Origin of the sequence: Streptomyces tyrfis (genome assembly GCF_037034285.1) — a bacterium.
GTDB lineage: Bacteria > Actinomycetota > Actinomycetes > Streptomycetales > Streptomycetaceae > Streptomyces.
Genome location: NZ_JBAGJZ010000013.1, coordinates 18,849 through 44,735, shown reverse-complemented (window position 1 = coordinate 44,735; position 25,887 = coordinate 18,849). Strand labels below are relative to the sequence as shown.

Here is a 25,887-nt window from a genome sequence, read left to right as displayed (position 1 = left end):
CCCTACGGGCAACAACGTCTGACACGTGCCAAGGGCACGGGGTGGAGGCGGGTTGTTCTGATTGTCCGGTAAGTCGGCAAAGTCGGAGGGAACGTTCCGGCACGACAGGGTGCGCGTGGCTGGGCCGAATGGCCCTACGCTGGGGGAAACCGCCCGCCCGTCTGTGAGGTGTCCCGTGTCCCCGCGCCGCAACCGCCCCCGAGGCGGCGAGAGTCCCCACGAGCCGGCCATGGAGTGGGGGACCCGGTACGGCGGTGGCGGACGCACCGAGGAGTGGCGGGGCGAGGAGTGGTCGGTGCGCCCGGTGAGCGGCGCGAGCGCCGCGGGCAAGCGGTACCGCTGTCCCGGCTGCGACCAGGAGATCCCGCCCGGCGTCCCGCACCTGGTGGCCTGGTCCGAGTACGGCGGGATCGACGACCGCAGGCACTGGCACAAGGCGTGCTGGAACGCGAAGGACCGCCGCACCACGCAGGTGCAGCGGTCCAGGAACGCACCCCGCCACTGAGGCGGGCGGTCGGCGGAGGGCGGTCGGCGAGGGCGACCGGGCGGGGCGGCCCGTCGGACGTCCCGGCCCGTCGGACTCCCGCTTCTCAGACGTCCCGCTTCTCCAGCGTCACATAGGCGATCGCCATGGCCACGGCCGTCGCCCCGAGCATGGCCCACAGCGGGTCCCAGCCGGTCGGGCCGGAACCGCTGACCGAGGTGTCGTAGAGGACGCTGAGCAGACTGGGGATGGAGTAGGTGAAGAGCGCCTTCTGCACGCCGTGCAGGGACTCCGTGAACATGAACATCCCCAGCACCAACGGCAGCAGCACCACACCGATCATGACGGTGATGGCCCCGGCGGAGTGCCGGACCAGGGTGCCGACCGCCAGGGAGAACAGCCCCAGCAGCGCGATGAAGAGGCCGACGCCGACGGTGGCGCGCAGCCAGTCGTCCGCGTCCGCCCGCCGGCCGCTCAGCATCGAGGCCTGCACCACGGCGACCGCCGTGGCCGACACCGTGGTGACGGCGAAGGCGAGCAGGAAGAAGACGGCCGCCTTGGCGGACAGCACCCGGGAACGGCTGGGGCAGGCCGTCAGCGTTGCGCGGATCAGGCCCGTGCCGTACTCGGACGTGATGGTCAGCACGCCGAGCGTGATCACGCAGAGCGAGCCCAGCAGCACACCGAAGAAACCGAAGCTGAGCTCGGGGACATCGCTGATGAGGGAGTCGGTCAGCCGGAGGGTGACCGCCACCAGCACGCCGAGACCGATCACCAGGACGGTCATGACGCCGAGCGTCCACATGGTGGAGCGCACCGAGCGGATCTTGGTCCACTCGGCGGCGAGCGCGTCGCCGAAGGAGGCGGGCCGCGCCGTGATCGGGGAGGCGTAGGACCCGGTCGGCGCGTCCTGCCGGTTCTGCCGGGGAAGGGGCGCCTGCTGACCCGGCGCCTGCGGGTGGCCGGCTGCCTGCGGGGTCGGCGGTGTCGTCATCGGGCGTCCTCGCTGGTCTCGCTCTTGGTCAGGTCTGCGGGGGCCGCCGGGGCGGTGCGGGGAGGGGCCGCCGGGGCTGCGGCCGGGGTCCGCGCGGGCGGCGGCGGGGCGTACCAGCCCTCCTGCGGCACCTCGGGGATCCGCTGCTCCCCGTACGGGTGCTGTCCGTACGGGTCACCGGGGCCCGGCGCCGGCTGCTGCAGCCCGGCCTTCTGGTCCGCCGTCGAGCGGTAGTCCACGGCCCCCTGCGTCATCCGCATGTACGCCTCCTCCAGCGACGCCTGGTGCGGGGAGAGCTCCCACAGCCGGACGTCCGCCTCATGGGCGAGATCGCTGATCCCCGGCAGTGTCAGGCCGGTGATCCGCAGCGCCCCGTCGGGCTCGGAGAGCACCTGGCCGCCCGCCTCGATGAGCGCGGCGGTCAGCCTCTCCCGGGACTCCGGGGGCCCGTCCGCCACCCGCACCCGGGCGAAGCCGGCCGAGTTGGCGGCGATGAAGTCCTTGACGCTCATGTCGGCGAGCAGCTGCCCCCGGCCGATCACGATCAGATGGTCGGCGGTGAGCGCCATCTCGCTCATCAGGTGCGAGGAGACGAAGACCGTGCGGCCCTCCGCCGCGAGGGCCTTCATCAGGTTGCGGACCCAGAGGATGCCCTCGGGGTCGAGCCCGTTGACGGGTTCGTCGAAGAGCAGCACCTGGGGGTCGCCCAGCAGCGCCGCCGCGATCCCGAGCCGCTGGCCCATGCCGAGCGAGAAGCCCTTGGTCCGCTTCCGCGCGACCTCGTGCAGCCCGACGACCCCGAGCACCTCGTCGACCCGCGCGGCCGGGATCCCGGCCAACTGGGCCAGCGAGAGGAGGTGGTTGCGGGCGCTGCGCCCGCCGTGCACGGCCTTGGCGTCCAGCAGCGCGCCCACCTCGCGCGGGGCGTTCGGCAGGTGCCGGAAGGGGTGGCCGCCGATCGTGACATGACCGGAGGTCGGCCGGTCCAGACCCAGCATCATGCGCATGGTGGTGGACTTGCCCGACCCGTTGGGGCCGAGGAAGCCCGTGACGGTACCCGGCCGCACCTGGAACGAAAGGTTGTACACGGCCGTCTTCGCGCCGTAGCGCTTGGTCAGGCCGACTGCCTCGATCATGCTTCAGCCCCATCGACTCTTGTCCGTCGTCGGGGCCGGGCCGTCCGGCCGCACACCCCCCGTAAGGGTTACGAGGATATCCAGCCCTTGACGGTTGCGGCCAAGCCGCTCGGGCCGCGCGTCGCGGCCCGTCGTGCGGCCGGCGACCGTACGGGACCGGTCGGGGCGGCTTCCCGGGCGGCGGCCGTCAAGCCGCCGACGAGGCGGATGTCACGCTTACGGGGGAGGGGCGGGCCGTCCCGCAGGGCGGCCCGCCCGCCGCCGCCAGTCCGCCGCGTCCCGGCCCGTCCCCCAGGACGGCCCGCCCCGGTCCCGGTGCCCGGCGTCCGCGCCCCGGCCCGTCGCTCAGGCGTCGCGCTTCCGCAGCACGAGAAGGCCGCCGACCAGCGCCGCCGCCGTCCACGCCAACAGGATGCCGAGCCCGCCCCACGGGCCGTACGGGCTCGGGCCGCTGCTCATGGCGTCCGGCACCACCTGCATGATCTTGGAACCGGCCTGGTCGGGGAAGTAGCGGGCGACCTTCTTCGCGCCCGGCACCACCGACAGGATCCGCGAGACCAGGAAGAAGAAGGGCATCAGGATGCCCAGCGACAGCATGGAGCTGCGCAGCATCGTCGCCACGCCCATGGAGAAGGTCCCGATCAGCCCCATGTAGAGCCCGCCGCCGATCACCGCGCGCAGGACGTGCGGCGCGCCGATGTCCGTACGCAGCGTCCCGAGCAGCGCCTGCCCCAGGAAGAACGAGACGAAGGAGGTGACGAGGCCGACCGCCAGCGCCAGCGCCCCCGCCACGGCGATCTTGCCGAAGAGGAAGGAGCCGCGTCGGGGCACCGCCGCCAGCGAGGTGCGGATCATGCCCGAGCTGTACTCCGTGCCGACCACCAGGACGCCGAAGACGACCATGGCCAGCTGCCCCAGAACCATGCCGGAGAAGCTGACGAACGTCGGGTCGAAGGTGGCCCGCTCCATCGGGGGCAGGTCGTCGAACTGGGCGTTCATCAGGGCGCAGAGCGCCGCGCTCATCAGAACCGTCACGGCGAACGCGGAGACCAGGGTCCAGACGGTCGACGAGACCGTACGGATCTTGGTCCACTCGGAGGTCAGGACCGCGGAGACCGATGCCATCGTCGTCACACCTCCTTGCCGGTGGAATCGGTGATGCCGGTGGGACCAGTGACGCCCGTGGCGCCGGTGGGGTCGCTGACGCCTGTGGCGCCGGTGATGCCGGTGGGATGGCTGACGCCCGCGCTGCCGGTGGTCCGTCGGAGGTACTGCTCGCCCCAGCGAGGGCCCGGGGGCGGCGGCGCGCCGGGGGAGCCGGGCTCCGAATGCGCGTGGTACTCCACCGCGTCCGCCGTCATCCGCATGAACGCCTCCTCCAGGGAGGCCCGCTGCGAGCTCAGCTCGTGCAGCACGATCCGGTGCCGGGCGGCGAGTTCGCCCAGCGCCTCGGTGGTGGCGCCGTCGACCTCCAGTACGCCGGCCGCCGTCTCGACCACGACCAGCCCCTCCGCGTGCAGCACGTCCCGCAGCCGCTCCTGGTCCGGCGAGCGCAGCCGGACGTAGCCGCGGGAGTTCCGGTGGATGAAGTCGGCCATCGAGGTGTCGGCGAGCAGCCGGCCCTGGCCGATCACGATCAGATGGTCGGCGGTGAGCGCCATCTCGCTCATCAGGTGCGAGGAGACGAAGACGGTCCGCCCCTCCGCGGCGAGGGCCTTCATCAGGTTGCGGATCCAGTGGATGCCCTCGGGGTCGAGCCCATTGACGGGCTCGTCGAAGAGCAGCACCCGGGGGTCGCCCAGCAGCGCCGCCGCGATCCCGAGCCGCTGGCTCATGCCGAGGGAGAAGCCCCGGGTCCGCTTCTTCGCGACCGCGGTCAGGCCGACGGTGTCCAGCACCTCGGCGACCCGGCCCACCGGGATGCGGTTGCTCTGCGCCAGACAGAGCAGGTTGTTGTACGCGCTGCGCCCGCCGTGCATCGACTTGGCCTCCAGCAGCGCGCCGACGTGCTTCAGGGGCTCGTCGAGCTCGCGGTAGCGCCGGCCGTCGATGCGCACCGAACCGCTCGTCGGGTTGTCGAGGTCGAGCACCATCCGCATCGTGGTCGATTTGCCCGCCCCGTTCGGGCCCAGAAAACCCGTCACCATTCCGGGGCGGACCCGGAACGAGAGCCGGTCCACGGCGACCTTGTCCCCGAAGCGCTTGGTGAGGCCATCGAGCTCGATCATGCGCTCACGCTAAGCGCTGACCCGGCCTCCCCGGTGGACCGGCGCGCGGCCGTGGCGCGCCCGCCGGGGACGGCGCGGCCCCGGCCCGGGAGGGCGCCCGCCGGGGCCCCGGAAAGCGGCAGACGCCCTCCCGGGCCGCAGAGCCGCCGGGGCCCGGAAACGCCCGCGCGCCCGGCGCCGCCACGAGGGCGGAGCCGGGCGCGCCGGGAGTCACGCGGAGATACGGCCGCGGGCCGTCCGGATCAGCGGGTCTGCTGGGCCGGGACGCCGCGGGTGGACTCCTCGTCGCCGGTACCGCCCGCGGCGGCCACCGCGGCGCCGGTGAGCGTCGCCAGCATCTCGCGGACGTTGGTCAGCTGGGCGTTGATCGAGTCGCGGCGGTTGGTGAGCGCCGCCAGCTCGCGCTCCGATTCGCTGCGGATGCGGTCGGCCTTCGCGTTGGCGTCGGCCACGATGTCCTCGGACTGGCGCTGCGCGGTCTCGACCGTCTGACGGGCCCGGCGCTCGGCGTCCGTACGGAGCTTCTCGGCCTCCAGGCGGAGCTGCTCGGCACGGTGCTCGATCTCGGCCAGACGCTTCTCGGCCTTGGCCTGACGGGACGCCAGGTCGCGCTCCGACTGGTCGCGGCGCTTGGCCAGGTTGGTCTCGAAGTCGGCGGCGGCCTGGGCGGCCTTGGCGCGGGTCTCCTCGAAGAGGGCGTCCGCCTCCTCGCGCTTCTGCGCGGCGTCCTTCTGGGCGTCCGCGACCAGCGTGCCGGCCTCGCCCTTGGCCTTCTCGACGATGCGCGCGCCCTCGTCCTCGGCCTTCGTCTTGCGGTCGGCGGCGAACGCCTCCGCGTCGTCGCGCACCTGCTGGGCGGCCGACTCGGCGAGTTCGCGGAGCTGCTCGGCGGCGCGGCGGGCCTCCTCGCGCTGCTCCTTCGCCTCCTCCTCGGCCAGGCGCAGGATCTTCTCCACGCGCGCGCCGAGACCGGCGTACGACGGCTCCGCGTCGGTCACCTGGGCCTGGGCGCTCTGCGTCTCGAGGTGCAGCTCCTCGATGCGCTTCTCGAGCGAGGTGATTCGGGCGAGGGCGCTGTCACGGTCGGCGACGAGCTTGGCGATGCGGTTGTCTACCTGACTGCGGTCGTATCCACGTCGCACGAGCTCGAAGCCGAAGGGGGAGGAAGGGTCGCTCATGGGGTTCCTGTCGAAAGAGACCGGTGAGGTGTTAGGGGGAATCCTAGGCCGCGGAACGGCGTGTCATCGAGTGGATGCGGTTTCGATCTGGAGAATGACACCCCTTTTGGGTGGCCGACCCCCGGTGGCGCTTGCCAACCGGAGGGCCGAACCTCCTTTTCTCGGCGCGGACATGACGTGGCATGGGCTCTCGGGAGACGTACCGGCTCCTGGACGACGTGACTGACTCTCGGATGGCGTACCGGCTCCGGTGCACTGGGGGTGTCTGATGAATGAGTGCGGGAGAAGGAGCGGGGGCCGGTGCGTGCGATCGCAAGGCGCCGGAGCGTCTGCGTGGCGGAGCCACGTGGGCGGTTCGGCAACGCCGCGAGCGTGCGCACCGGACCCCGCGACGCCGCAGGTATGTGTCAGACACCCCCTAGCCCTCGGACGACTTGCCGCCCGAGCGGCCGCCCGAGGACGCACCGGCCTTGACGCCGCCGTTGGAACCACCGTTGCCGCCCTTGCCGCCTGACGGCGTCTCGAACGACTCCAGGGCCTCCAGCACGTCCTGCACGCGGGAGATCTCGGTGTTGATGTCCTCGCGGCGGCGCACCAGCACATCCAGCTCGTGCCGGCCCTCGTCGACCATGCGCTTCGCCTCGGCCGCCGCGTCGGCCCGCAGCTTCTCGGCCTCGCGGACCAGCGTGGCCTTCTTCTGCTCGGCCTCCTTCAGCAGCGTCTCGGCCCGCTTCACCGCCGCGATCCGGACCTTGCTCGCCTCCGAATTCGCGTTCGCCAGCAGCTCCTTGGCCTTGGCTTCGGCGTCCTCGCGCTGCTCGGTCGCCGCCTTCATCAGCTTGTCGACGCGCTCGCCCGCCGTCTTCATCTGCTCGGCGGTCTCCCGCCGCGCCCGGTCGTGGAGCTCCTCGATCTCGCTCTCGATCCTGGTCCGCAGCTCCTCCGCCCGTTCCCGGATGGCGGTGGCGTCCCGGCGGGCCCCGACCAGCAACTCGTCGGCGTCCGTACGGGCCCGCTCCACCAGGGAGTTGCCCTCCACGGTCGCCTCCGAGGTGATCCGCACGGCCTCCTTGCGGGCCGCGCCGACCATCGTGTCGGCCTGCTTCTCCGCCTCCGCGGTGGTGCGCAGCGCCTCCTCGCGGGCCTTCTCGACGAGCTGGTCCGCCTGCTCGGCGGCGTCGGCACGGCGCTTCGCCGCCGCCTCCCGCGCCTCGTCGAGCAGCCGGTCCGCCTCCTCGCGGGCCCGGGTGCGGGTCTGCTCGGCCGCGGCCTCCGCCTCGGCGCGCGCCCGCTCGGCCTCCTCGCGGGTGCGGGCCGCGTGCTCCTGCGCCGACGCCACGGTGGCCGCCGCCTCCGCGCGCAGCCGCTCGGACTCGTCCGTCGCCTCGGCGCGGACCCGCCGCGCCTCCTGCTCCGCCTCGCCGACCAGCCCGGCGGCCCGCTCGGTGGCCTCCTCGACGAGCGTCCCGGCCTGCCGCGTCGCCTCGTCGACGCGCTCGGCGGCCTGCCGCGCCGACTCCGCGAGGAGCCGCTCGGACTCGCTCGTCGCCTCGCCGACCAGCCGGTCGGCCTGGGCCGCGGCCTCGGACCGCATCCGATTGGCGTCCTCGCGGGCCTCGGCCCGGCTGCGCGCCGCGTCCTGCTCCGCCGACGCCAGCGAGTCGGACGCCTCGGTGCGCATCCGCTGGCTGTACTCCGCGGCGTCCGCGCGCAGCCGCTCCGACTCGGCGGCCGCCTCCGCGCGCAGCCGCTCCGACTCGGTGATCGCCTCCGCGACCGTCCGCTCGGCCATCGCCTTCGCGGCCTCGGACTCCTCCTGCGCCTCCCGGCGGATCCGCGCCGCGTCCTCGCCCGCCCGGTCGCGTTCCGCGTAGGCGTCGGTGCGAACCCGGTCCGCCTCCTCCTGCGCCTCGGACCTGGTCCGCTCCGCCGCGTGCTCCGCGGCGGAGCGCAGCCCGGCGATCTCCTCCTCGGCCTGCTCCTGGAGCCCGCTGACCGAGTCCCGCACCTTCTGGGCGGCCTGCTCGGCCGCGGCGACCAGCTCGGTCGCCCGGCCCTCCGCCTCCTCGACCAGCCGCTGGGCCTCGGCCTGCGCCTCCTCGACCCGCTTGCGGGCCGAGGCCAGCAGCTCCTCGCTCTGCTCGCGGGCCCGCTCGCGCTCCTGGTTCGCCTCGGTGCGCGCCGCGTCGAGGGTCTCCTCGGCCTCCCGGCGACGCCGGTTCGCCTCCTCGCGCGCCGCCTCCAGCGCCTCGGTGGCCTCCGCCTCCACCCGCTCGGCGGCGGCCGCCGCCTCGGACCTCAGCCGGTCGGCGTTCTCCTGCGCCTCGGTCTTGAGCCGCTCCGCCTCGGCGGCCGCCTCCGTGCGCAGCCGTACGGCGGTGGACTCGCCCTCCGCCCGCGACTGCGAGGCGTCCGCCGCGGCCTCCTCGCGCAGCCGCTCCGCCTCCGCCTCGGCCTGCTCCCGCAGCGCCTTCAGCCGCTCGGCGGCCTCCGTGCGCAGCCGCTCGGACTCCTCGTTCGTCTCGCGGCGGATCCGCTCCGCCTCGGCGCGCGCCTCCGCGAGCGCCTCTTCGGCGGCGACGAGCTTGGCCCCGGCCTCGCCGTGCTGCCGGGCCAGCTCCTCGGCCGCCTCGGCCTCCCGGGCCGCGACCGCGCCCTCGGTCTCCTCGCGCAGCTCCGCCGCCGCCCGCTCCGCCGCGGCGGTGGTGGACTCGGCCTGCTCCTCCGCCTCGGCGCGCAGCTGCTCCGCCTCCGCGCGGGCGCGCTCCAGGGCCTCCTCGGCCTGCTTGCGCAGCGTGGCGGCGCGCTCGGACGCCTCGGTGCGGACCCGCTCGCTCTCGGCGCTCGCGGTCGCGCGCAGCTCCTCCGCGTCGCTCTTCGCCTTGGCCAGCAGCTCCTCGGCGGTCTTCGCGCCCTCCTCCAGCTGCTGGACGGCCTCGCGGCGGGCCTCGCCCCGGATCCGCTCGCCCTCGGCGACCGCCTCGGAACGCAGCTGCTCGGCCTCGCCGCGCAGCCGGCGCGCCTCCTCCTGGAGCTCGACCGTCCGGGCCCGGTACTCCTCGGTGTCGTCCTTGGCCGCGCCCTTGAGCTGATCGGCCTGCTCGGCCGCCTCGGCGCGCAGCCGGTCCGCCTCGGCCTGGGCCTCGCGGCGGATCCGCTCGGCCTCCTCGCCCGCCGCCCGGGTGGTGGACTTCGCGTCCTCGGACGCCTTGGTCAGCACCTCCTCGGCGGACCTGGCGGCCTTGGCGAGCTGGGCCGCGGCGTCCTCGGCGGCGTCCGAGCGGGCCTTCTCGGCCGCCTCGGCCTTCAGCCGCTCCGCGTCGTCGCGGGCGTCCGCGAGCGCCTGTTCGGCCTCCGCCCGGAGCGCCTCGGCCTCCTTGGTGGCCTCGCCGACCAGCCGGGCGACCTCCGACCTGGCCGTACGGGTGCGCTGCTCGTTCTCCGACTCGGCGGCGGCCAGCCGCTTGGCGGCCGTCTCCTTCGCCTCCGCCGTGACCTTCTCGGCCTCCAGCCGGGCCTCGCGCAGCCGGGTCTCGGCCTCCTGCATGCGCTGCTCGGCGGCCCGGCTCAGCTCCGCCGTCCGCTGCCGCGCCTGCTCGGTCTCGGCGGCCGTCGACGAACGCAGCCGCTCGGCGTGGCCCGCGGCCTCCTGCGCCTGGGCGGAGGCGGTGTCCAGCATCCGCTCGGCGTCCTTGCGGGCGCGCAGCAGGAGCGTCTCCGCCTCGGCACGGGCCGCCTCGGCCTCGGCGCCGAGCCGCTGCCGGGTCTCCTCCGCCAGCCGGGCGGACTCCGCCCGCGCCGCCGCCAGCGCCTGCTCGGCCTCGGCCCTGGACTCGTCCAGCAGCCGCCGCGCCTGCGACTCCGTCCGGGCCCTGAGCTGCTCGGCCCAGGCGACGTTCTCGTTGACGTGGGACTCGACCGTACGGCGGCGCTCGGCCAGCTCCTGGTCCAGCTGCTGGCGCCGCTGCACCGCCTCGTTGTGCAGCTCGGCCTGGAGCCGCGCCTGGTGCTCGGCGTGCTCCTGGAGGATCCGCTGCGTCTGCGCCCGGGCCTCGCGCAGCTCCCGTTCGGCGTCGGTGCGCATCTGCTCGGCCTGCATCTGCGCGTTCCGGAGCATCTGCTCCGCCTGGTAACCGATGTCCGCGCCGTCGTACGCGGGACGGTTCGCGAGATTGCGCCGAGCCTCGTGCAGCTTGGCGCGCAAGACCTCGACCTGGTAACCGAGGTCCTCGGCGTGCTGGACGGCCTTCTCCCGGTCGGTCTTCAGCCGGTCCATCTCGGCTTCGAACCGCGAGAGATGGTCGTCGTCAGCTCGGTGGCTCTCCTGGCGTTCGTAGCCCCGCACTGCGCGGTCCCATCCGTCCCATGGTCGCAACTCTCCAACGAGTACCGTTCGCCGGCGAACGGTCCCCCGGGGAATGGTGACAGATCAACGGCTGGGGACGCGGCGCGGCCCCGACCCGGCCCCGGCCCGGAACGGCCCACTCTACCGGGCCAGGTAACCGGAGGTCAGTGCTCCGCTGCGGACGTGACCAGTTCGGTCAGGACGCCGTGGCAGTCCTTGGGGTGCAGGAAGGTGATCCGGGACCCCATCGACCCGGTCCGCGGCTCGTCGTAGAGCACTCTGACCCCCTTCCCGCGGATCTCCGCGGCGTCCGCGTCGACGTCCGCGGTGCCGAAGGCGATGTGATGGACGCCCTCCCCGTTCTTCGCCAGCCACTTCCCGACCGGGGAGTCCTCCCGGATCGGCTCCAGGAGCTGGAGGTACGAGGCGCCCCCGTCGGACGTATCGTTGATCTTGAGCATGGCCTCGCGTACGCCCTGCTCCTCGTTGACCTCCGTGTGGAACACCTCGAACCCGTAGGTCGAGCGGTAGAACTCGACGGTCCTGTCCAGGTCGGAACAGGCGATCCCGATGTGGTCGATGCGCGTCAGCATGGAACCAGTGCAGCGCCCCGCCCATGGTTACGCAACGTGCGCGCCGTCACACTCGCTGCCGGATGACGGGCGGGGTACCGCTCAGTACATTCGAGTAAACCCTCGTTCACACCTCATCCCAGGGGGCTGCGCCTCATGTCAGGAACGACCGGTAACACCTCAGTGATCGTCGCGGGCGCGCGTACGCCCATGGGCCGTCTCCTCGGTTCCCTGAAGAGCTTCTCCGCCGCCGAGCTCGGCGGCTTCGCCATCAGGGCCGCGCTGGACCGGGCCGGCATCGGCGGCGACCAGGTCGAGTACGTGATCATGGGGCAGGTGCTCCAGGCCGGGGCCGGCCAGATCCCGGCCCGCCAGGCCGCCGTCAAGGCGGGCATCCCGATGAACGTCCCCGCGCTCACCGTCAACAAGGTGTGCCTCTCCGGGCTCGACGCGATCGCGCTCGCCGACCAGCTGATCCGCGCCGGCGAGTTCGAGATCGTGGTCGCCGGCGGCCAGGAGTCCATGACGAACGCCCCGCACCTGCTCCCGAAGTCCCGGGAGGGCCACAAGTACGGCGCGATCGAGATGCTCGACTCGATGGCGTACGACGGCCTGACCGACGCCTACGAGAACATCCCGATGGGCGAGTCCACCGAGAACCACAACACCCGGCTGGGGCTGACCCGGCCCGAGCAGGACGAGATCGGCGCACTCTCCCACCAGCGCGCCGCCGCCGCCCAGAAGAACGGCGTCTTCGAGGCCGAGATCACCCCGGTCGAGATCCCGCAGCGCAAGGGCGACCCGGTGCTCTTCGCCAAGGACGAGGGCATCCGGCCGGAGACCACCGCGGAGTCCCTCGGCAGGCTGCGCCCGGCCTTCAGCAAGGACGGCACGATCACCGCCGGCACCTCCTCGCAGATCTCCGACGGCGCCGCCGCGGTCGTCGTCATGAGCCGGGCCAGGGCCGAGGAGCTGGGCCTGGACTGGATCGCCGAGATCGGCGCCCACGGCAACGTCGCGGGCCCGGACAACTCGCTCCAGTCGCAGCCGTCCAACGCGATCCGGCACGCCGTGAAGAAGGAGGGCATCCAGGTCGAGGACCTGGATCTGATCGAGATCAACGAGGCGTTCGCGGCGGTCGCCGTCCAGTCCATGAAGGACCTCGGAGTCACCCCGGAGAAGGTGAACGTCAACGGCGGCGCCATCGCGCTCGGCCACCCGATCGGGATGTCCGGCGCCCGGCTGGTGCTGCACCTGGCGCTGGAGCTGAAGCGGCGCGGCGGCGGCACCGGCGCGGCGGCGCTGTGCGGCGGCGGCGGTCAGGGCGACGCGCTGATCATCCGCGTCCCGAAGTAGGCAGGGGGCGGACCGGGGGAGCGGGGCGCCCCGGTCCGCGGCCGGTCCGCGCCAGGCCCCCGCGCCCCCGGTCCGGGCGCGGCAAGGCCCCGCAGGATCGCCCCCGCAGGAACGCCCCGGCGGGGCCGTACGTAGTACAGGTGGTGCCGTGACCGGCGGCGGGCCCGCCGCCGGGGCACCGGAGCACACAGCGAGCGAACGGAGCGGTGATGGTGGACGTCCCCACCCTGGTCGAGCAGGCGCGCGCCGGCCGGCCGAGGGCCGTGGCCCGGCTCATCTCCCTGGTGGAGGGGGCGTCGCCGCAGCTGCGCGAGGTGATGGCGGCGCTGGCGCCGCTGACCGGCAACGCGTACGTGGTCGGCCTGACGGGCTCGCCCGGCGTCGGCAAGTCGACGTCGACCTCGGCGCTGGTCTCGGCGTACCGGCGGGCCGGCAAGCGGGTCGGCGTCCTGGCCGTCGACCCGTCCTCGCCGTTCTCCGGCGGGGCGCTGCTCGGCGACCGGGTGCGGATGTCGGAGCACGCCTCCGACCCGGGCGTCTACATCCGCTCCATGGCCACCCGGGGGCATCTGGGCGGTCTCGCCTGGGCGGCGCCGCAGGCGATCCGGGTGCTGGACGCGGCCGGGTGCGACGTGGTCCTGGTGGAGACGGTCGGGGTCGGCCAGTCGGAGGTGGAGATCGCCTCCCAGGCCGACACCTCCGTCGTCCTGCTGGCGCCCGGCATGGGCGACGGCATCCAGGCGGCGAAGGCCGGGATCCTGGAGATCGGCGACGTGTACGTGGTCAACAAGGCCGACCGGGACGGCGCGGACGCCACCGCGCGCGAGCTCAACCACATGCTGGGCCTGGGCGAGGCGCGCGGCCCCGGCGACTGGCGCCCGCCGATCGTGAAGACGGTCGCCGCCCGGGGCCAGGGCGTCGACGAGGTGGTCGAGGCGCTGGAGAAGCACCGGGCGTGGATGGAGGAGCGCGGCGTGCTCGCCGAACGGCGCAGGGCGCGCGCGGCCCGCGAGGTCGAGACCATCGCCGTCACCCGGCTGCGCGAGCGCATCGGGGACCTGCACGGCGACCGCCACATCGGCGCGCTCGCGGAACGCATCGTCGCGGGGACCCTGGACCCGTACGCGGCGGCGGACGAACTGGTGGCGGGCCTCACGGAGTCCTGACGGCCCCGGTAGTCCTGACCGCCCCGGCGGTCCCGGCGGCCCTGGCGGTCCCGATGGTCCCGGCGGTCCCGGCAGCGCTGGCAGTTCCGGCGGTCCCGTTGGCCTCGGAAGCCCTGACGGTCCGCCCTGCCCCGGCGGTCCCGACAATCTCGACGGAGGCCCCGGGGTGGGCCGCCGTCGGGCCGCACCGGTCGCTGACGGCGCGTCAACCGCCGCCGGAACAGGGGTTCCCCGTCGCGGGCCGCCGCCCCAGCTCGTGACGTGTCCGTGGCAAAATTGCGCCCGGACGCACACGCGGCGGATCTTCGGCACCCTTCGGCGTGCCGTCGGCGTGCCGCGGGTATCGACGGGGGGATCGGCGCATGCTCGGACCGTTGCGGGAGGACTCGCCCAGACGGATCGGACCGTACGGGATACGAGCCGGACTCGGCGCGGGCGGCATGGGGGAGGTCTTCCTCGGGCTGCGCGACGGCGACGACGTCCCGGTGGCCGTCAAGACGGTCCGCCGCGACGTGGCCGGCGACCCGGGCTTCCGCGACCGCTTCCGGCGCGAGATCGACGTCGCCCGGTCCGTCGCCGGGCCCCATCTGGCCCCGCTGCTCGACGGGGACGCCGAGGCCGAGGTGCCGTGGCTGGCCACCGGATACGTGGCCGGGCCGACCCTGTCCGCCGCCGTCCGCGGGGCCGGGGCCATGAGCGAGGCCGAGGTGCGGATGCTCGGCGCCGCGCTCGCCCGCGCGCTGGCCGCCGTGCACGGGGCCGGGATCGTCCACCGCGACATGAAGCCCGGCAACGTGATGCTCGCCGCGGACGGCCCGCGCCTCATCGACTTCGGGATCGCACGCGACACCGGCGCGACCCCGCTCACCACCACCAGCCGCATGGTCGGCAGCCCCGCCTTCATGTCCCCGGAGCACGTGGCGGGGAGCGGGCGCGTCGTCGCCGCCTCGGACGTCTTCTGTCTCGCCTCCGTGCTCTGCTACGCCGCCACCGGGCGCGATCCCTTCGGGGACGGGCCCGTCGCCGCCGTGCTCTACCGGGTCAAGTACGTCGAGGCCGATCTCGACGACGTCCCCGAGACGCTGCGCGCCGTCCTGGCGGACTGCCTGACCCCCGACCCGGCCGCCCGCCCCACCGCCGGCGAACTCGCCCGGCGGCTGGACCCCGGCGCCGCCGGCCGCTGGCCCGAGCCGGTGGTGCGCCAGATCGTCGAGCACGAACGCGAACTCGCCCGGATCCTCGCCCTCGGCGGCCCCCTGCTGCCCGGCTACACCCCCACCGAGGCCGCCACCGGAAGCCGCGCCGCCGCCCACCAACTTCCCACCCGGGGAACCGACTTCGCCCCCGGCCTGCATGCCGCGCCCACCCAGGGGCCCGGCCTCGCCCCGCCCCGGCGCCGCTCCCGCCGGGTCCTGGGCGCCGCCCTCGCCGCCCTGGTGGTGCTGGGCGCGGCCACCGGGGGCGTCCTGTTCTGGCGCGGCCACCACGGCGGCGGGGACCGGGCGACGGAGAAGAGCCGCCCGGCCGTCGCCGCCCGGATCACGGCGGGCGTGGACGAGAACGGCGGCCCGGACGGCTCGGGCACCGTCCCGTACGGCCGCGACGTCCGGCCCGAGGGCTGGAAGAAGTCCTGGAAGGGCCGGTTCGCCCATAAGCCGATCGGCTGTTCCGCGGGGCGCGACGCGCTCGTCTGCCGGCTCGTCGACGGCACCTACGAGGCGCTCTCGGCGGCCGACGGACACCGGCTGTGGACGCTCGACGTCGGCCAGGAGACCCGGCCGGCGGGCTGGGGGCCGAGGGGACAGTTCTTCATGCCCGCCAACGCCACCCGGCCCACCGTCCACGACGACACCGTGCTGCTCGCCGCGGGCGGCCGACTGCAGTCGCTGGATGCGCGGACCGGCACGGTCCGCTGGGAGACCCCCTCCGGCGGCGCGCACGACCTGGACAGCGCCCCGCTGGTCCTCGGGGACCAGGTCTTCGCCGCGACCACGTCCACCCCCGACGGCGCCTCGCTCGCCGCCTACGACCGGGCGACCGGCGCCCGGAAGTGGCAGAAGCCGCTGGGCCCGCAGACCCTCGCCAACGCGCAGAAGGGGAACTTCTGGCCGGTCGCCACCGACGGAAAGACGCTGTACGCGATCGGCGAGGAGGCGCCGAAGGCGTTCCGGCCCGAGGACGGCGCCCTGCTGGGCACGGCCGGCGGCGAGGCGGTGCAGGGAACGGGGGGCGACCGCAACAGCTCCGGCTGCGGGGAGCTGCGGGTGCGCGGCCGGTCGGCCTTCTGCGCCGCCCACGTCCGCAACGACGACCCCTCCGGCTTCGGCATGGACATGGTCGCGCTGCGGTTCGCGGCCGGGACGCTGGAGGCGGAGGGGCGCGTGCCGTTCGACCACGCCCTCGCCGCCGAGGCGGACCTGACCGCGCTCGACGACCACGTGATCACGCTCCGCCGGAAGAGCGACGCGGGCACGCCGGGCGTACCGGACGAACTCGTCGTCCTGAGCCGGGACGGCGGCCGGACGCTCGGCCGCTTCCCGCTCGGCGGAGAGCAGGCGCCGGGCATGAGCAACCCGGTCTCCGACCCGATGATCGTCGCGGACACGCTGGTGTGGGCGGACAGCACCACTCTGTACACGGTCCCGATCGGTGACGACGGCACGCTCGGCGCCCCGAAGCGGACCCGGCTGGCGGGCGCCCCCGGGCCGAGCCCGACGCCGACGTACGACAGCCTGACCGACGGCATCGAGCTCGACAGGGAACTGCTCGACCCGCAGGTGCTGCCGGTCGGCGGCGTCGTCCACGTCGTCTACGACGACGGCACCACGCTCTCCGTCCCGCTGCCCGAGTGAGCCGTTCGATCCCTCCCCCTGCACGAGTGAACCGTCCGACGAACAGCTCAGGAGCCGCACAGTGATCCAGCCGCTTCCCTCGGGCCGGGCCCGCCTGATCGGCCCCTACCAGCTGCTCGGGCTGCTCGGCGCGGGCGGCATGGGCGAGGTGTACCTGGCCCGCCCGGCCGGTGCGGCCGATCCGCGCGCCGGGCTGGTCGCGCTGAAGACCGTGCGCCCGGACCTCGACCTCGACGACGGCTTCCGGGTCCGTTTCCGCCGGGAGATCGGCGCGGCGGGCGCCGTCCGCAGCCCGCACACCGCGGCCCTGGTGGGCGGCGACGCGGACGCCCGGCTGCCCTGGCTGGCGACCGAGTACGTCCCGGGCCCCTCGCTGGCCGAGGCGGTGACCCGCTGCGGGCCGCTGCCCGAGCACATCGTGCGGGAGCTGGGCGCCGGGCTCGCCCGCGCGCTCGCCGACATGCACGCCGTGCGCGTGCTCCACCGCGACCTCAAGCCCGGCAACGTGCTGCTGGGCCCGGACGGTCCGAAGGTGATCGACTTCGGGATCGCCCAGGCGTTCGACGCCACACAGCTGACCCGGACCGGGGTCGTGGTGGGCAGCCCCGGCTACATCTCGCCCGAACATGTCAACGGCTCGCGCTCGCTCGTCCCGGCGTCCGACGTGTTCTGCCTCGGCGCGGTGCTCGCCTTCGCCGCCGCCGGGCGGGGCCCGTTCGACGACTCCGACATGGCCGCCGTGGTCTTCCGGATCTCCCGGGGCGAGGCCGAACTGTCCGGCGTGCCGCCCCGGTTGAGGGAGGTGGTCCGGCAGTGTCTGCACCGCGCGGCCGAGGCCAGGCCGACCCCGGAGCGGCTCGCCGCCCTGCTGCTGCCCGACGGGCCGCCGTCGGCGGCCGGGCCCGGCCCGTTCCCCTGGCCGGACGCGGTACGGGGGCTGCTCGCCGCGCACGCGGCCGGGGCCCGCGCCGCCGACGAGGCGACCGCGCCGCAGGCCGCCGCGCCCCCGGCCCCGTTCCGTGCCCCGGAGCACGCCCCGGCGTACGTTCCCGGCCCGGGGGAGGGGGCGCCAGCCCCGACGCCGGCCGTTCCGGCGGCCGCACCGGGCGAGGGGGGACGGCGCGGGCGGGCGCGGTGGATCGGGGCGGCGGCAGCCGTCGCGGTGTGCGCGACGCTGGGGGCGGTGTTCCTGCCGGGCCTCCTCGACGGCGGTGACGGCGGGGGCGCGTCCGCGGGCGCGGGACGCCCGGCCGACTCGGCCTCCGCCTCCCCGTCCGGCGCCGCCGGGGCCGGGGCCGTCGTCGTGCCCGGCGCGGACCCCGGCCGTACGGGCGACTTCGGCGCCGCCGCCGCGGCCCTCGCCACCCGGCCGGCCGGCTGGCAGGCGTGGCGGACCCGGATCGAGGACGGCCCCGCGGAATGCGTCCTGGCGGACGCCACCCTGGTCTGCGGCGGGCCGCGCCGCGTCACGGCGCTGGACGCGACGAACGGGAAACAGCGCTGGCAGGCCCCGCCGGGCCGGACCGGGGCCGGCCCGGCCTCGGTGGCCGCCGTCGTCGGCGCCACCGTGTACGCGTTCGAGGACGGCGCCCTGGTCGCGCGCGACCTGGCCGACGGGACCGAGCGCCGGCGCGAGCCGTTCCTCGCCGGAGCCCGCGTCGTCGACTCCGTCGCGTCCGGCCGGGTCCTGTACTACGTCACGCGGACCGGTGCGGGGGCGGACACCGCCGGAACCGGGCGTTCCCGGGTCGTCGCCCGCGAACTCTCCGCCGCGCACCCCGTCATCTGGGACACGGCGCAGGACGGTCCGGCCGGGGCGACCGCGCTGGCCCTCGCCGACGGCCGGCTCGTCGTGGCCGGCGACGGCGTCACCGTCCTGAACGCCGCCGACGGCCGACGGCTGGCCTCCGTCCCGGCGGGTGAGATCAGTTGCCGCATGCCGGTCCTGAAGGGGAAGCGGCTTCTCTGCGCCGGCCCGCTCGGCCTGTCGGTCATGGACGTGACGGCCCCGGGCGACCGCCGCTGGGTCGCCGAGGGGCTGGACGTCGCCTTTCCGCCGGTCCTCTCGCGCGACGGCAAGGTCGTGGTGAGCAGCCGGACGACGACGTACGCGTTCGGCCTGTCCGACGGCCGCCAGTACTGGGCCACCAAGTACGGGGGCACCGACGGCCTGGAGACCATGGGCAGGCCGTCCCTGGTGGGTGACCGGCTGCTGGTCGTGGGCAAACAGTCGGTGGCGGTCGCCGACCTCGCGACGGAGGGGTACCCGGACTGGAACGGCAACCCCCCGGCCGGATGGCCCCAGCGCGGGACCCGGCTCGATCCGGCGTCCATCTCACTCGTCGCGCGCGGCAACGTCGCCTTCCTGTCCTTCAAGGACGGAACGGTTCTCAGCTACGCGCCCTGACCCCGCCCGCGGACCGGCCCGGCCGCCGGGCCCGTGCCGGACTCCGCCGGCGGGTCAGACCTTGCCGCGCCGCCCCCGCAGGTGCTCGGCGACCGGGGTCAGCGCCGTGTGCAGATCCGCCAGCGCCTCCGGCGTGAGCAGGTCCATGAAGTGCTTGCGCACCGACGCCACGTGGTGGGGCGCCACCTTCCGCATCGTCTCCGCTCCGTGCTCGGTGAGGACTCCGTACAGTCCGCGCCGGTCCGACTCGCAGTTCTCCCGGCGGACCAGACCCGCGTTCTCCATGCGGGTGATCTGGTGCGAGAGCCTGCTCTTGGACTGCAACGTCGCTGCGGCGAGGTCGCTCATCCGCATGCGCTGACCCTCCGACTCCGAGAGATTGACCAGGATCTCGTAGTCGTTCATGGTCAGGCCGAAGGGCTGGAGGTCCTTCTCCAGCTGGTGCATCAGCAGCCTGCTGACCTCCAGGTGGGTGCGCCAGGCGCACTGCTCCGCGTCGTTCAGCCAGCGGGTGGCCGTCTCGGTCTCCATGTATGGATTCTACCTAAGAAGTTGAATTCTGGACGAAGTGAGAAGGTGTGACGTCCGGCGATCGCCCGGTACTCGCTCGCGGCCGGGTCCGCGGGGCGGTGCGCGGACGTCCGGCGTCACAGTCCGCAGACTACCGCTCACCAACCGAAGCGACGCTGGAGGTCCCCGAGCTGACCGGCCGAACGGTGCGCGGAGCCGGGTTGACCCGGGGCGCCCGGCACCCCCGGCCCGGCCGGTGTCGTCCCCGTCGGCTGATCGGGCACCAGCGCCTCGGTCGACTGGAGCAGCACCGTGCCCGCCCCCACGAACTCGAACTGGTGCTCCTCGCCCGAGGTGCCGCCGAGCCCGGTCAGCGACCGCAGCCCGCCGAGCACGCCCGTCAGATAGCCGTGGTCGTAGTGGTGGCACGGCGAGGGGCAGTCCGCCCAGCCCACCAGCGCCTGCGGGTCGACCCGCATCGGCGGCTCCATGAAGACCACCGGACCGTTGGACGCCGCCACGAACTTCCCCGTGCCGATCAGCGTCAGGAACCCCGGCACGATCGACTGCTTGAGTGCCAGGGACGGCTGGAACGCCAGCAGGTTGCCCGAGCGGATCGTCAGGTTCCCGTCGTCCAGGTCGTACGAGTTCACGTCGAAGGCGCGGTCCGCCAGCAGCATCTTGCCGCTGCCCTCGGCCACCACCCAGTCGCTCGCGTGCAGCGGCGAGTGGAAGCTCGTCCGCAGCAGGTGCTCGAAGCGGCCGTGGCCGACGCCGTCGAACCCGATCCGCCCGTAGTAGGCGATCATCTTGCCCTTCTGCAGGAACCACTGGCTCCCGGCGAGTTCCACGCAGAAGGTGTACGCGTTGACGTTGTCGTCCGCCGGCAGCGTCATCGGGTCGAAGACCACGGGCGTGCTCACAGCTTCTCCTCCGATGCCTGGACGTAGACCGCGCCGTTGCCGCTCAGCTCCAGCTGGAACGCCTCGCCGGAGCCGCGGCCCACCATCTCGCGCCAGCCGAGCGCGGCGGAGAGCTTGTTGCGCACGTCGCCGTGGTGCGCCACGTACGCCTGCGGGTCCACGTGCACCTCGTGCCCCGGGGAGATCGGCAGCTCGATCACCCCGCCGTGGGCCATCACGGCGACCGCCCCGTGCCCCGTCAGGGTGGTGGTGAACAGGCCCTGCCCGGTCACCTGGCCGCGCACCATCCCCATCACCCCGCCCTGCGAGCCCATGAACATCGTGGACTGCTGGAGCGATCCGTCGAAGGCGAGCAGCCGGTCGGCCTCCACATAGAGGGTGTCCCCGGCCAGGTCGATCACCTGGATGTGGTGACCGCCGTGGCCGAACATCACCGTGCCGTTCCCCTCGACCGTCATCAGCGGAGTCGCCTCGTTCGCCACTCGTCGGCCGATCATCGACATCACGCCGCCCTGGCCGCCCTGGATGTTCGGGGTGAACGACACCTCGCCCCGGTACGCGAGCATCGCGCCCCGCTGGCTGTACAGCTTCTGGCCGGGCACCACCGTCGCCTCGACCATCTTCGCGTTGATCTCACGGAACGGCATCAGAGGTCGCCCCCGAGGGTGTTGCGCTCACTGGGCTGCACGTAGACGATCCCCTCGCCCTCGAACCGGATCTGGAACGCCTCGCCCGAGCCCTCGCCGATCAGCGTCCGGAAGTTCACCCCGGACTGGAGGTGCTGGCGCAGATCCCCCTGGTGGGCGATGTAGGCGCCGGGGTCGACGAACAGCGGGTACTGCGGCGAGACCCGCAGCGCCACGGCCGAACCGTCCGACATGATCGCCACCTGCCCGGTCCCCTCGACGGTCGTGGTGAACAGCCCGTTGCCGCTCGCCCCGCCGCGCAGCCCGGTGAAGGTGGTGCCGGTGCGCAGCCCGCCGTCGGTGCAGAGCAGGTTGCTCGCCTCGACGTAGAGCTTGTCGCCGTGCAGCGAGACCAGGCTGATCTCGCTCGCGCGGTCGGCGAAATAACAGGTGCCCTTCCCCGTCACCTGCATCACGGCCATCTGCTCGCCGGTCAGCCGGCGCGTCACCATGCCGCGCAGACCGTCGCCGCCGCCGGTCATCTTCTTGAACGTCATCCGGCCGTCGTACGCCACCATCGAGCCGTTCTTGGCCCGGACGGCGTCACCGTTCAGGTCGACGGCCAGAGTTCTGCTGCCTTGGAGTCGGAACGTCGCCACCCGCCCGACGGTATCCGCAGCGCTCCGGCCCGGACAGGGCCATGAGACGGATCCGGCCCCCTGATCCGTCCCTGATACACATCCGGTACTGGACCCGGACACGCCCGGGACGAATCCGCCGCGTGCCGGGCGAGGGGCCGCGCGCCCCGCGCACGATTCCGCGCGCGTTGGGGCGTACGCGCCGTACGTGAGCCGCGTGACGGCTCGTCCTGGTGCGTCCCCGGCGCGTCCGGAACCCCGCACGCGAGTTCGACGCAGTCCCCGTACGCGTCACCGTGACCGGGGACACCCGCCCCCCGGCACCGGGCGCCGCCCCCGCCGATGCCACAATGGGGGGCGCTTGTGCGCACGTTCACAAGCTGTCACGACCCTCCCACCGAAGGTGCCCTCGTGGACATCAAGACCGCTACCGCCCTGCACCGGCTGCGCCTCATCTCGATCCCCGAGGCGCTCTCCTTCCCGGCGCTGATCATCTTTGGCTCGATCCTCAGCCGGATCTCGGACATCGACTTCCTGATGATGCCGCTCGGCATACTGCACGGCGTGCTCTTCGTGATCTACGCCGTGCTGCTGCTCGACGTCTGGTCCAAGACCAAGTGGCCGCTGAAGCGGGTCGCGCTCTTCTTCCTGCTCGCGCTGCTGCCGTTCGGCGGGCTGTACGGGGACAAGCTGCTCAAGCGCTACGAGGCCGACGGCGTGATCGCCGCCCGGGCCCGCCGGGAGGGAGTGGTCGGCGCATGATCGTCGCGTTCTCCGTCAGTCCGCTGGGGGTCGGCGAGGACGTCGGCGCGTACGTGGCCGACGCCGTCCGGGTCGTCCGCGAGTCCGGGCTGCCCAACCGCACGGACGCCATGTTCACCTCCATCGAGGGGGAGTGGGACGAGGTGATGGACGTCGTCAAGCGCGCCGTCGCCGCCGTCGAGGCCCGCGCCGGCCGCGTCTCCCTGGTGCTGAAGGCCGACATCCGGCCGGGCGTCACCGACGGCCTGACCTCCAAGGTGGAGACCGTCGAGCGCTACCTCGCGGAGAAGGACTGACGCCCACCCCCGCCGCACTGTGCGCCGAACCCGAGGAGCCCCCGGCCCGAGGCGATCGCCCCGGACCGGGGGCTCCGGCCGTTCCCGCGCACCGTCGCGCGCGCCGTTCCCGCCCGTCGCGTGTCCCGCCCGCCGCGTCCGCCCGCCGCGTCACCAACCTGCCCGAACAACACACCTAGGCCCGCTCGTCGGGGCCGTCCGGCGCCGCCAGGGCGATGCCCAGCGGCGTCCGCTCGTACAGCACCTGATGGCCGTAGCGCCGCGAGGTGAGCAGTCCCGCCTCGCGCAGCACCGACAGATGCTCGGACACGGAGGAGAGCGCGAGGCCCAGCCGGTGGGCCAGGGTGCTCGTCCCGGCCGGTTCGTCGAGCGCGCACAGCACCTCGGCGCGGCCCCGGCCCAGCAGCCGGGCGAGCGCCTGCGGGGTCCGGTCGGCGGACCGCGCCCACAGCCCGCCGATCCCGCGAGCCGGGTAGATGATGGCCGGCTGCCAGGGCGGCTCGAAGCCGCTGACCGCGTCCGGCCAGCCGAAGACGCTGGGGATCAGGACGAGCCCCTGCCCGCCCAGCACCCTGCTGTGCCGCCCCTGGAGCCCGACGATGGTGAGCGTCGACCGGGACCAGCTCAGCTGGGAGCTCAGCTCTCCCAGCAGCCGCCCGAAGCCGACCGCCGCGAGCCGCCGCGAGTGGTAGGCGATGTCCGCCTCCAGCAGGGCCCGCAGCCGGGGCCAGTGCGGCTCGACCAGCACCCGCCAGGCCTGTTCCAGCAGGTCGGCCAGGGTCCGCAGGGTCCGGGCCGGATCGGCCAGCATCGCCCGCCCGGTGGCGGAGCGCAGCCCGCCGGGGCGGCCCGCCAGGGTGAGTTCGAGATCCTGGCGGACGAGTTCCGGATCGAGTGCCCGCATGCCCGCGATCTCCTCCTCGAAGGAGGGGACCGGGCCGGGCGGCGGCGGGCTGAAGAAGTCCGGGCAGTGACCGCCGCGGGGCATCAGCAGCCACAGCGGCCGGAGATCGAGATCTTCTGCCGCCTCCCGGATCAGCCGGAGCCACGGCAGGTGATACCCCTGCCGGTAGGGCTGGGCCAGCACCCGCACCGCCGCCTGCGTCTCCCCGAGCGGGGAGAGCGCGAACCGGCAACGGAGCAGATCGCTCTCGTCCAGATGCAGATGGAACGCCATGTGCCGCCTCCGAGTGGACTCCCGCCGGTCCCGGGCCCCGGGCCCTCCCGTGACTTTCGGCGTGGACCGAAAGTCTACGGAAGGCGGTCCGGGTCCCCGCAGGCTGCGCCCATGCCGAGAGACAAGCCGAGAGGCACCGAGACCGTCGCCGCGCCCGCACCCCGGCCCGGCGTGCCGCAGGAGCCGGCCGACGCCGCGCCGCGGGACCGCCGCCCCGACACCGCCCTGCAGGACCCCCCGGCCGGCGCCGCGCCCGGAGCACGGGCCCCGCGCGGCTACCGTGCCGTCTTCGCCGTGCGGGAGTTCCGGGCGGTCTTCGCCGCGCACCTGCTCTCCCTGCTCGGCGTCGTCGTCAGCGAACTCGCCCTCACCGTCCTGGTGTACGGCCTCACCGGATCGCCCCTGCTCAGCGCCCTCACCTTCGCGCTCGGCTTCCTCCCGTACCTCGTCGGGGGCACGCTGCTCGCCGGGATCGCGGACCGGTATCCCGCCCGGCGGGTCCTCGTCACCTGCGATCTGGTGTGCGCGGCGTGCGTCGCGGTGATGGTGCTGCCGGGCACGCCCGTCGGCGGACTGCTCCTGCTGCGCTGTCTGGTCGCCGCGGTGTCGCCCGTCTTCACCGGGACGCGCATGGCCGCGCTCACCGAGATCCTGGGCGACGGCGAGGCATACGTCCTCGGCCGCTCGCTGCTGCGGATCGTCTCGCAGAGCGCGGTGCTCATCGGGTTCGGCGCGGGCGGGATGCTGCTCGCCGTCCTGTCCCCGCGCGGGGCGATCACCATCACCGTCGTGACGTTCCTCTGCTCCGCCGTCCTGCTCCGCTTCGGCACCCGCCACCGGCCCGCCCGGTCCTCCGGACCCGCCGGCCCGGACGCGCGGAACGGGGACCGGGTTGGGGACGGGCAGGGGAACGGCGGCGGCGCCCTGCTCAAGGAGTCGCTCGCCGGGGCCCGCAGTCTGTTCCGGGACCGCCGGATCCGGGTGCTGATGCTGCTGTTCTGGGCGCCTCCGCTGTTCCTCGTCGCGCCGGAGGCGCTCGCCGCCCCGTACGCGGACGAGATCGGCGTCGGGACGACCGCGCTCGGACTGCTGATGTGCGCGATGCCGGTCGGCCAGATCGCCGCGGAGCTGTACACGGGCACCGGGCTCTCCCCGCGCCTGCGCTCCCTGATCGTGCTGCCCGCGGCGGTCGTGGGACCGCTGCCCCTGCTGCTGTACGTCCTCCGCCCCGGCGTGGTCCCGGCCGTGATCGTCCTGGCGCTGGCCGGGGCGAGCGGGGCCTATGTCATCGGCCTGGACAAATGGTTCGTCGCGGCCGTCCCGGAGTCGCTGCGCGGCCGGGCCATGACCCTGCTGACCGCCGGGATGATGACGCTCCAGGGCGTCGGCATGGCACTCGCCGGGCTCGCCGCCGAGTTCTTCCCCGTCCACCAGGTGGTCGCCGGGGCGGGCGCCGCCGGCGTCCTCTGCCTGCTGCCGCTCGTCCTGACGGCGCGCAGGCTGAACGTGGCGGAAGCGGCGCGGGGAGGACCGTCCGCGGCGGCGACGGGAGGACCGCCCGCCGAGCGTGTTCGGACCAAGGTTCGAGACGAGGCTGACCAGCATATGACCAGTGGGTAAGGTCGGTCGTGTGCCGAAGCCGCTCAGTCTCCCCTTCGATCCCATCGCCCGCGCCGACGAGCTCTGGCGGCAGCGCTGGGGACCGGTACCCTCGATGGCCGCGATCACCTCGATCATGCGCGCGCAGCAGATCCTGCTCGCCGAGGTCGACGCGGTGGTCAAGCCGTACGGTCTGACCTTCGCCCGGTACGAGGCGCTGGTGCTGCTGGCCTTCTCCAAGGCGGGCGAGCTGCCCATGTCCAAGATCGGGGAGCGGCTGATGGTGCACCCCACCTCCGTCACGAACACCGTGGACCGGCTGGTGCGCTCCGGGCTGGTGGACAAGCGCCCCAACCCGAACGACGGGCGCGGCACCCTCGCCTCCATCACCGACAAGGGGCGGGAGGTCGTCGAGGCGGCGACCAAGGACCTGGTCGCCATGGAGTTCGGCCTCGGGGCCTACGACGCCGAGGAGTGCGCGGAGATCTTCGCCATGCTGCGGCCGCTGCGGATCGCGGCCCAGGACTTCGAGGAGCCGTAGCGGCGCGACCGCGCCGCGTGACGTCGCGGTGCCGGGACGGCCCCGATCCGGGGGGCGCGGGGAACCGCGGGACGGCGTTGCGGTACCCCGGCCCGCT

21 protein-coding genes are annotated in these 25,887 nt (G+C 74.1%); 9 read left to right on the top strand and 12 right to left on the bottom strand.

Features of this window, described 5'->3' with window-relative positions:
• Nucleotides 1-175 precede the first annotated feature (175 nt).
• Nucleotides 176-505 (top strand): ATP/GTP-binding protein, encoded by a 330-nt coding sequence (locus tag WA762_RS12515; RefSeq protein ID WP_335935612.1) that lies wholly within the window; start codon nucleotides 176-178, stop codon nucleotides 503-505.
• Between the two features lie 85 nt (nucleotides 506-590).
• Here WA762_RS12515 and WA762_RS12510 read toward each other — a convergent pair whose 3' ends face one another.
• From WA762_RS12510 to mce, 7 genes are all read right to left on the bottom strand, one after another.
• A complete protein-coding gene (locus WA762_RS12510; RefSeq protein ID WP_335935611.1) occupies nucleotides 591-1,478 on the bottom strand; it encodes an ABC transporter permease subunit in 888 nt (295 codons plus the stop codon).
• Nucleotides 1,475-2,614 carry an ABC transporter ATP-binding protein gene (locus WA762_RS12505; protein WP_335935610.1) on the bottom strand — a complete coding sequence of 380 codons (1,140 nt, stop codon included), beginning with the start codon at nucleotides 2,612-2,614 and terminating at the stop codon, nucleotides 1,475-1,477. The genes WA762_RS12510 and WA762_RS12505 overlap by 4 nt, the downstream gene beginning before the upstream one ends.
• Before the next feature lie 345 nt (nucleotides 2,615-2,959).
• Nucleotides 2,960-3,739, bottom strand: coding sequence for an ABC transporter permease (locus WA762_RS12500; RefSeq protein WP_335935609.1), 780 nt, complete (start codon nucleotides 3,737-3,739; stop codon nucleotides 2,960-2,962).
• Nucleotides 3,740-3,744: 5 nt separating this feature from the next.
• Nucleotides 3,745-4,842, bottom strand: a complete 1,098-nt coding sequence (locus WA762_RS12495; protein WP_335935608.1) for an ABC transporter ATP-binding protein — start codon at nucleotides 4,840-4,842, stop codon at nucleotides 3,745-3,747.
• 242 nt (nucleotides 4,843-5,084) lie between these two features.
• Nucleotides 5,085-6,020, bottom strand: coding sequence for a coiled-coil domain-containing protein (locus WA762_RS12490; RefSeq protein ID WP_335935607.1), 936 nt, complete (start codon nucleotides 6,018-6,020; stop codon nucleotides 5,085-5,087).
• Between the two features lie 418 nt (nucleotides 6,021-6,438).
• A complete protein-coding gene (scy, locus tag WA762_RS12485; RefSeq protein WP_335935606.1) occupies nucleotides 6,439-10,365 on the bottom strand; it encodes a polarized growth protein Scy in 3,927 nt (1,308 codons plus the stop codon).
• A gap of 164 nt (nucleotides 10,366-10,529) precedes the next feature.
• The gene (mce, locus tag WA762_RS12480) at nucleotides 10,530-10,958 is read right to left on the bottom strand and encodes a methylmalonyl-CoA epimerase (RefSeq protein WP_335935605.1); all 429 of its coding nucleotides are present in this window, start codon (nucleotides 10,956-10,958) and stop codon (nucleotides 10,530-10,532) included.
• A 135-nt stretch (nucleotides 10,959-11,093) separates the two neighbouring features.
• Between mce and WA762_RS12475 the strand changes: the two genes are divergently transcribed.
• From WA762_RS12475 to WA762_RS12460, 4 genes are all read left to right on the top strand, one after another.
• Nucleotides 11,094-12,293, top strand: coding sequence for an acetyl-CoA C-acetyltransferase (locus WA762_RS12475; RefSeq protein ID WP_335935604.1), 1,200 nt, complete (start codon nucleotides 11,094-11,096; stop codon nucleotides 12,291-12,293).
• 209 nt (nucleotides 12,294-12,502) lie between these two features.
• Nucleotides 12,503-13,459 carry a methylmalonyl Co-A mutase-associated GTPase MeaB gene (gene meaB, locus WA762_RS12470; protein ID WP_335935603.1) on the top strand — a complete coding sequence of 319 codons (957 nt, stop codon included), beginning with the start codon at nucleotides 12,503-12,505 and terminating at the stop codon, nucleotides 13,457-13,459.
• Nucleotides 13,460-13,821: 362 nt separating this feature from the next.
• Entirely contained in the window at nucleotides 13,822-16,311 is a 2,490-nt protein-coding gene (locus WA762_RS12465) for a protein kinase domain-containing protein (protein ID WP_335935602.1), read from the top strand.
• A 61-nt stretch (nucleotides 16,312-16,372) separates the two neighbouring features.
• Nucleotides 16,373-18,718: a protein kinase domain-containing protein gene (locus WA762_RS12460; RefSeq protein WP_335935601.1), complete on the top strand. Its 2,346-nt coding sequence runs from the start codon at nucleotides 16,373-16,375 to the stop codon at nucleotides 18,716-18,718.
• 54 nt (nucleotides 18,719-18,772) lie between these two features.
• Here WA762_RS12460 and WA762_RS12455 read toward each other — a convergent pair whose 3' ends face one another.
• From WA762_RS12455 to WA762_RS12440, 4 genes are all read right to left on the bottom strand, one after another.
• Nucleotides 18,773-19,249, bottom strand: coding sequence for a MarR family winged helix-turn-helix transcriptional regulator (locus WA762_RS12455; protein ID WP_335935600.1), 477 nt, complete (start codon nucleotides 19,247-19,249; stop codon nucleotides 18,773-18,775).
• Between the two features lie 137 nt (nucleotides 19,250-19,386).
• A complete protein-coding gene (locus WA762_RS12450; protein ID WP_335935599.1) occupies nucleotides 19,387-20,151 on the bottom strand; it encodes an AIM24 family protein in 765 nt (254 codons plus the stop codon).
• On the bottom strand, nucleotides 20,148-20,798 hold the full coding sequence (locus WA762_RS12445; RefSeq protein ID WP_335935598.1) for an AIM24 family protein: 651 nt from the start codon (nucleotides 20,796-20,798) through the stop codon (nucleotides 20,148-20,150). Before WA762_RS12445 ends, WA762_RS12450 begins: the two co-directional genes overlap by 4 nt.
• Complete coding sequence (locus WA762_RS12440) at nucleotides 20,798-21,436, bottom strand: AIM24 family protein (RefSeq protein WP_335935597.1); 639 nt, start codon at nucleotides 21,434-21,436, stop codon at nucleotides 20,798-20,800. Before WA762_RS12440 ends, WA762_RS12445 begins: the two co-directional genes overlap by 1 nt.
• A gap of 390 nt (nucleotides 21,437-21,826) precedes the next feature.
• Between WA762_RS12440 and WA762_RS12435 the strand changes: the two genes are divergently transcribed.
• Nucleotides 21,827-22,177: a DUF3817 domain-containing protein gene (locus WA762_RS12435; RefSeq protein ID WP_335935596.1), complete on the top strand. Its 351-nt coding sequence runs from the start codon at nucleotides 21,827-21,829 to the stop codon at nucleotides 22,175-22,177.
• Complete coding sequence (locus tag WA762_RS12430) at nucleotides 22,174-22,473, top strand: MTH1187 family thiamine-binding protein (RefSeq protein ID WP_335935595.1); 300 nt, start codon at nucleotides 22,174-22,176, stop codon at nucleotides 22,471-22,473. The genes WA762_RS12435 and WA762_RS12430 overlap by 4 nt, the downstream gene beginning before the upstream one ends.
• Nucleotides 22,474-22,648: 175 nt before the next feature.
• On the opposite strand, the gene WA762_RS12425 is transcribed toward WA762_RS12430, so the two are convergent.
• Nucleotides 22,649-23,650, bottom strand: a complete 1,002-nt coding sequence (locus tag WA762_RS12425) for an ArsR/SmtB family transcription factor (protein WP_335935594.1) — start codon at nucleotides 23,648-23,650, stop codon at nucleotides 22,649-22,651.
• Between the two features lie 111 nt (nucleotides 23,651-23,761).
• Here WA762_RS12425 and WA762_RS12420 point away from each other — a divergent pair, with 111 nt between their 5' ends.
• Nucleotides 23,762-25,270, top strand: a complete 1,509-nt coding sequence (locus tag WA762_RS12420; protein ID WP_335935593.1) for an MFS transporter — start codon at nucleotides 23,762-23,764, stop codon at nucleotides 25,268-25,270.
• Between the two features lie 10 nt (nucleotides 25,271-25,280).
• The gene (locus tag WA762_RS12415; RefSeq protein ID WP_335935592.1) at nucleotides 25,281-25,790 is read left to right on the top strand and encodes a MarR family winged helix-turn-helix transcriptional regulator; all 510 of its coding nucleotides are present in this window, start codon (nucleotides 25,281-25,283) and stop codon (nucleotides 25,788-25,790) included.
• The last annotated feature ends 97 nt before the right edge of the window (nucleotides 25,791-25,887 follow it).

Bases quoted from the DNA above. Each gene is read 5' to 3' on its own strand.
- WA762_RS12510 (WP_335935611.1), bottom strand. From the start codon at position 1,478: ATGACGACACCGCCGACCCCGCAGGCAGCCGGCCACCCGCAGGCGCCG.
- WA762_RS12505 (WP_335935610.1), bottom strand. From the start codon at position 2,614: ATGATCGAGGCAGTCGGCCTGACCAAGCGCTACGGCGCGAAGACGGCC.
- WA762_RS12500 (WP_335935609.1), bottom strand. From the start codon at position 3,739: ATGGCATCGGTCTCCGCGGTCCTGACCTCCGAGTGGACCAAGATCCGT.
- WA762_RS12495 (WP_335935608.1), bottom strand. From the start codon at position 4,842: ATGATCGAGCTCGATGGCCTCACCAAGCGCTTCGGGGACAAGGTCGCC.
- WA762_RS12490 (WP_335935607.1), bottom strand. From the start codon at position 6,020: ATGAGCGACCCTTCCTCCCCCTTCGGCTTCGAGCTCGTGCGACGTGGA.
- mce (WP_335935605.1), bottom strand. From the start codon at position 10,958: ATGCTGACGCGCATCGACCACATCGGGATCGCCTGTTCCGACCTGGAC.
- WA762_RS12475 (WP_335935604.1), top strand. From the start codon at position 11,094: ATGTCAGGAACGACCGGTAACACCTCAGTGATCGTCGCGGGCGCGCGT.
- meaB (WP_335935603.1), top strand. From the start codon at position 12,503: ATGGTGGACGTCCCCACCCTGGTCGAGCAGGCGCGCGCCGGCCGGCCG.
- WA762_RS12465 (WP_335935602.1), top strand. From the start codon at position 13,822: ATGCTCGGACCGTTGCGGGAGGACTCGCCCAGACGGATCGGACCGTAC.
- WA762_RS12455 (WP_335935600.1), bottom strand. From the start codon at position 19,249: ATGGAGACCGAGACGGCCACCCGCTGGCTGAACGACGCGGAGCAGTGC.
- WA762_RS12445 (WP_335935598.1), bottom strand. From the start codon at position 20,798: ATGCCGTTCCGTGAGATCAACGCGAAGATGGTCGAGGCGACGGTGGTG.
- WA762_RS12430 (WP_335935595.1), top strand. From the start codon at position 22,174: ATGATCGTCGCGTTCTCCGTCAGTCCGCTGGGGGTCGGCGAGGACGTC.
- WA762_RS12425 (WP_335935594.1), bottom strand. From the start codon at position 23,650: ATGGCGTTCCATCTGCATCTGGACGAGAGCGATCTGCTCCGTTGCCGG.
- WA762_RS12420 (WP_335935593.1), top strand. From the start codon at position 23,762: ATGCCGAGAGACAAGCCGAGAGGCACCGAGACCGTCGCCGCGCCCGCA.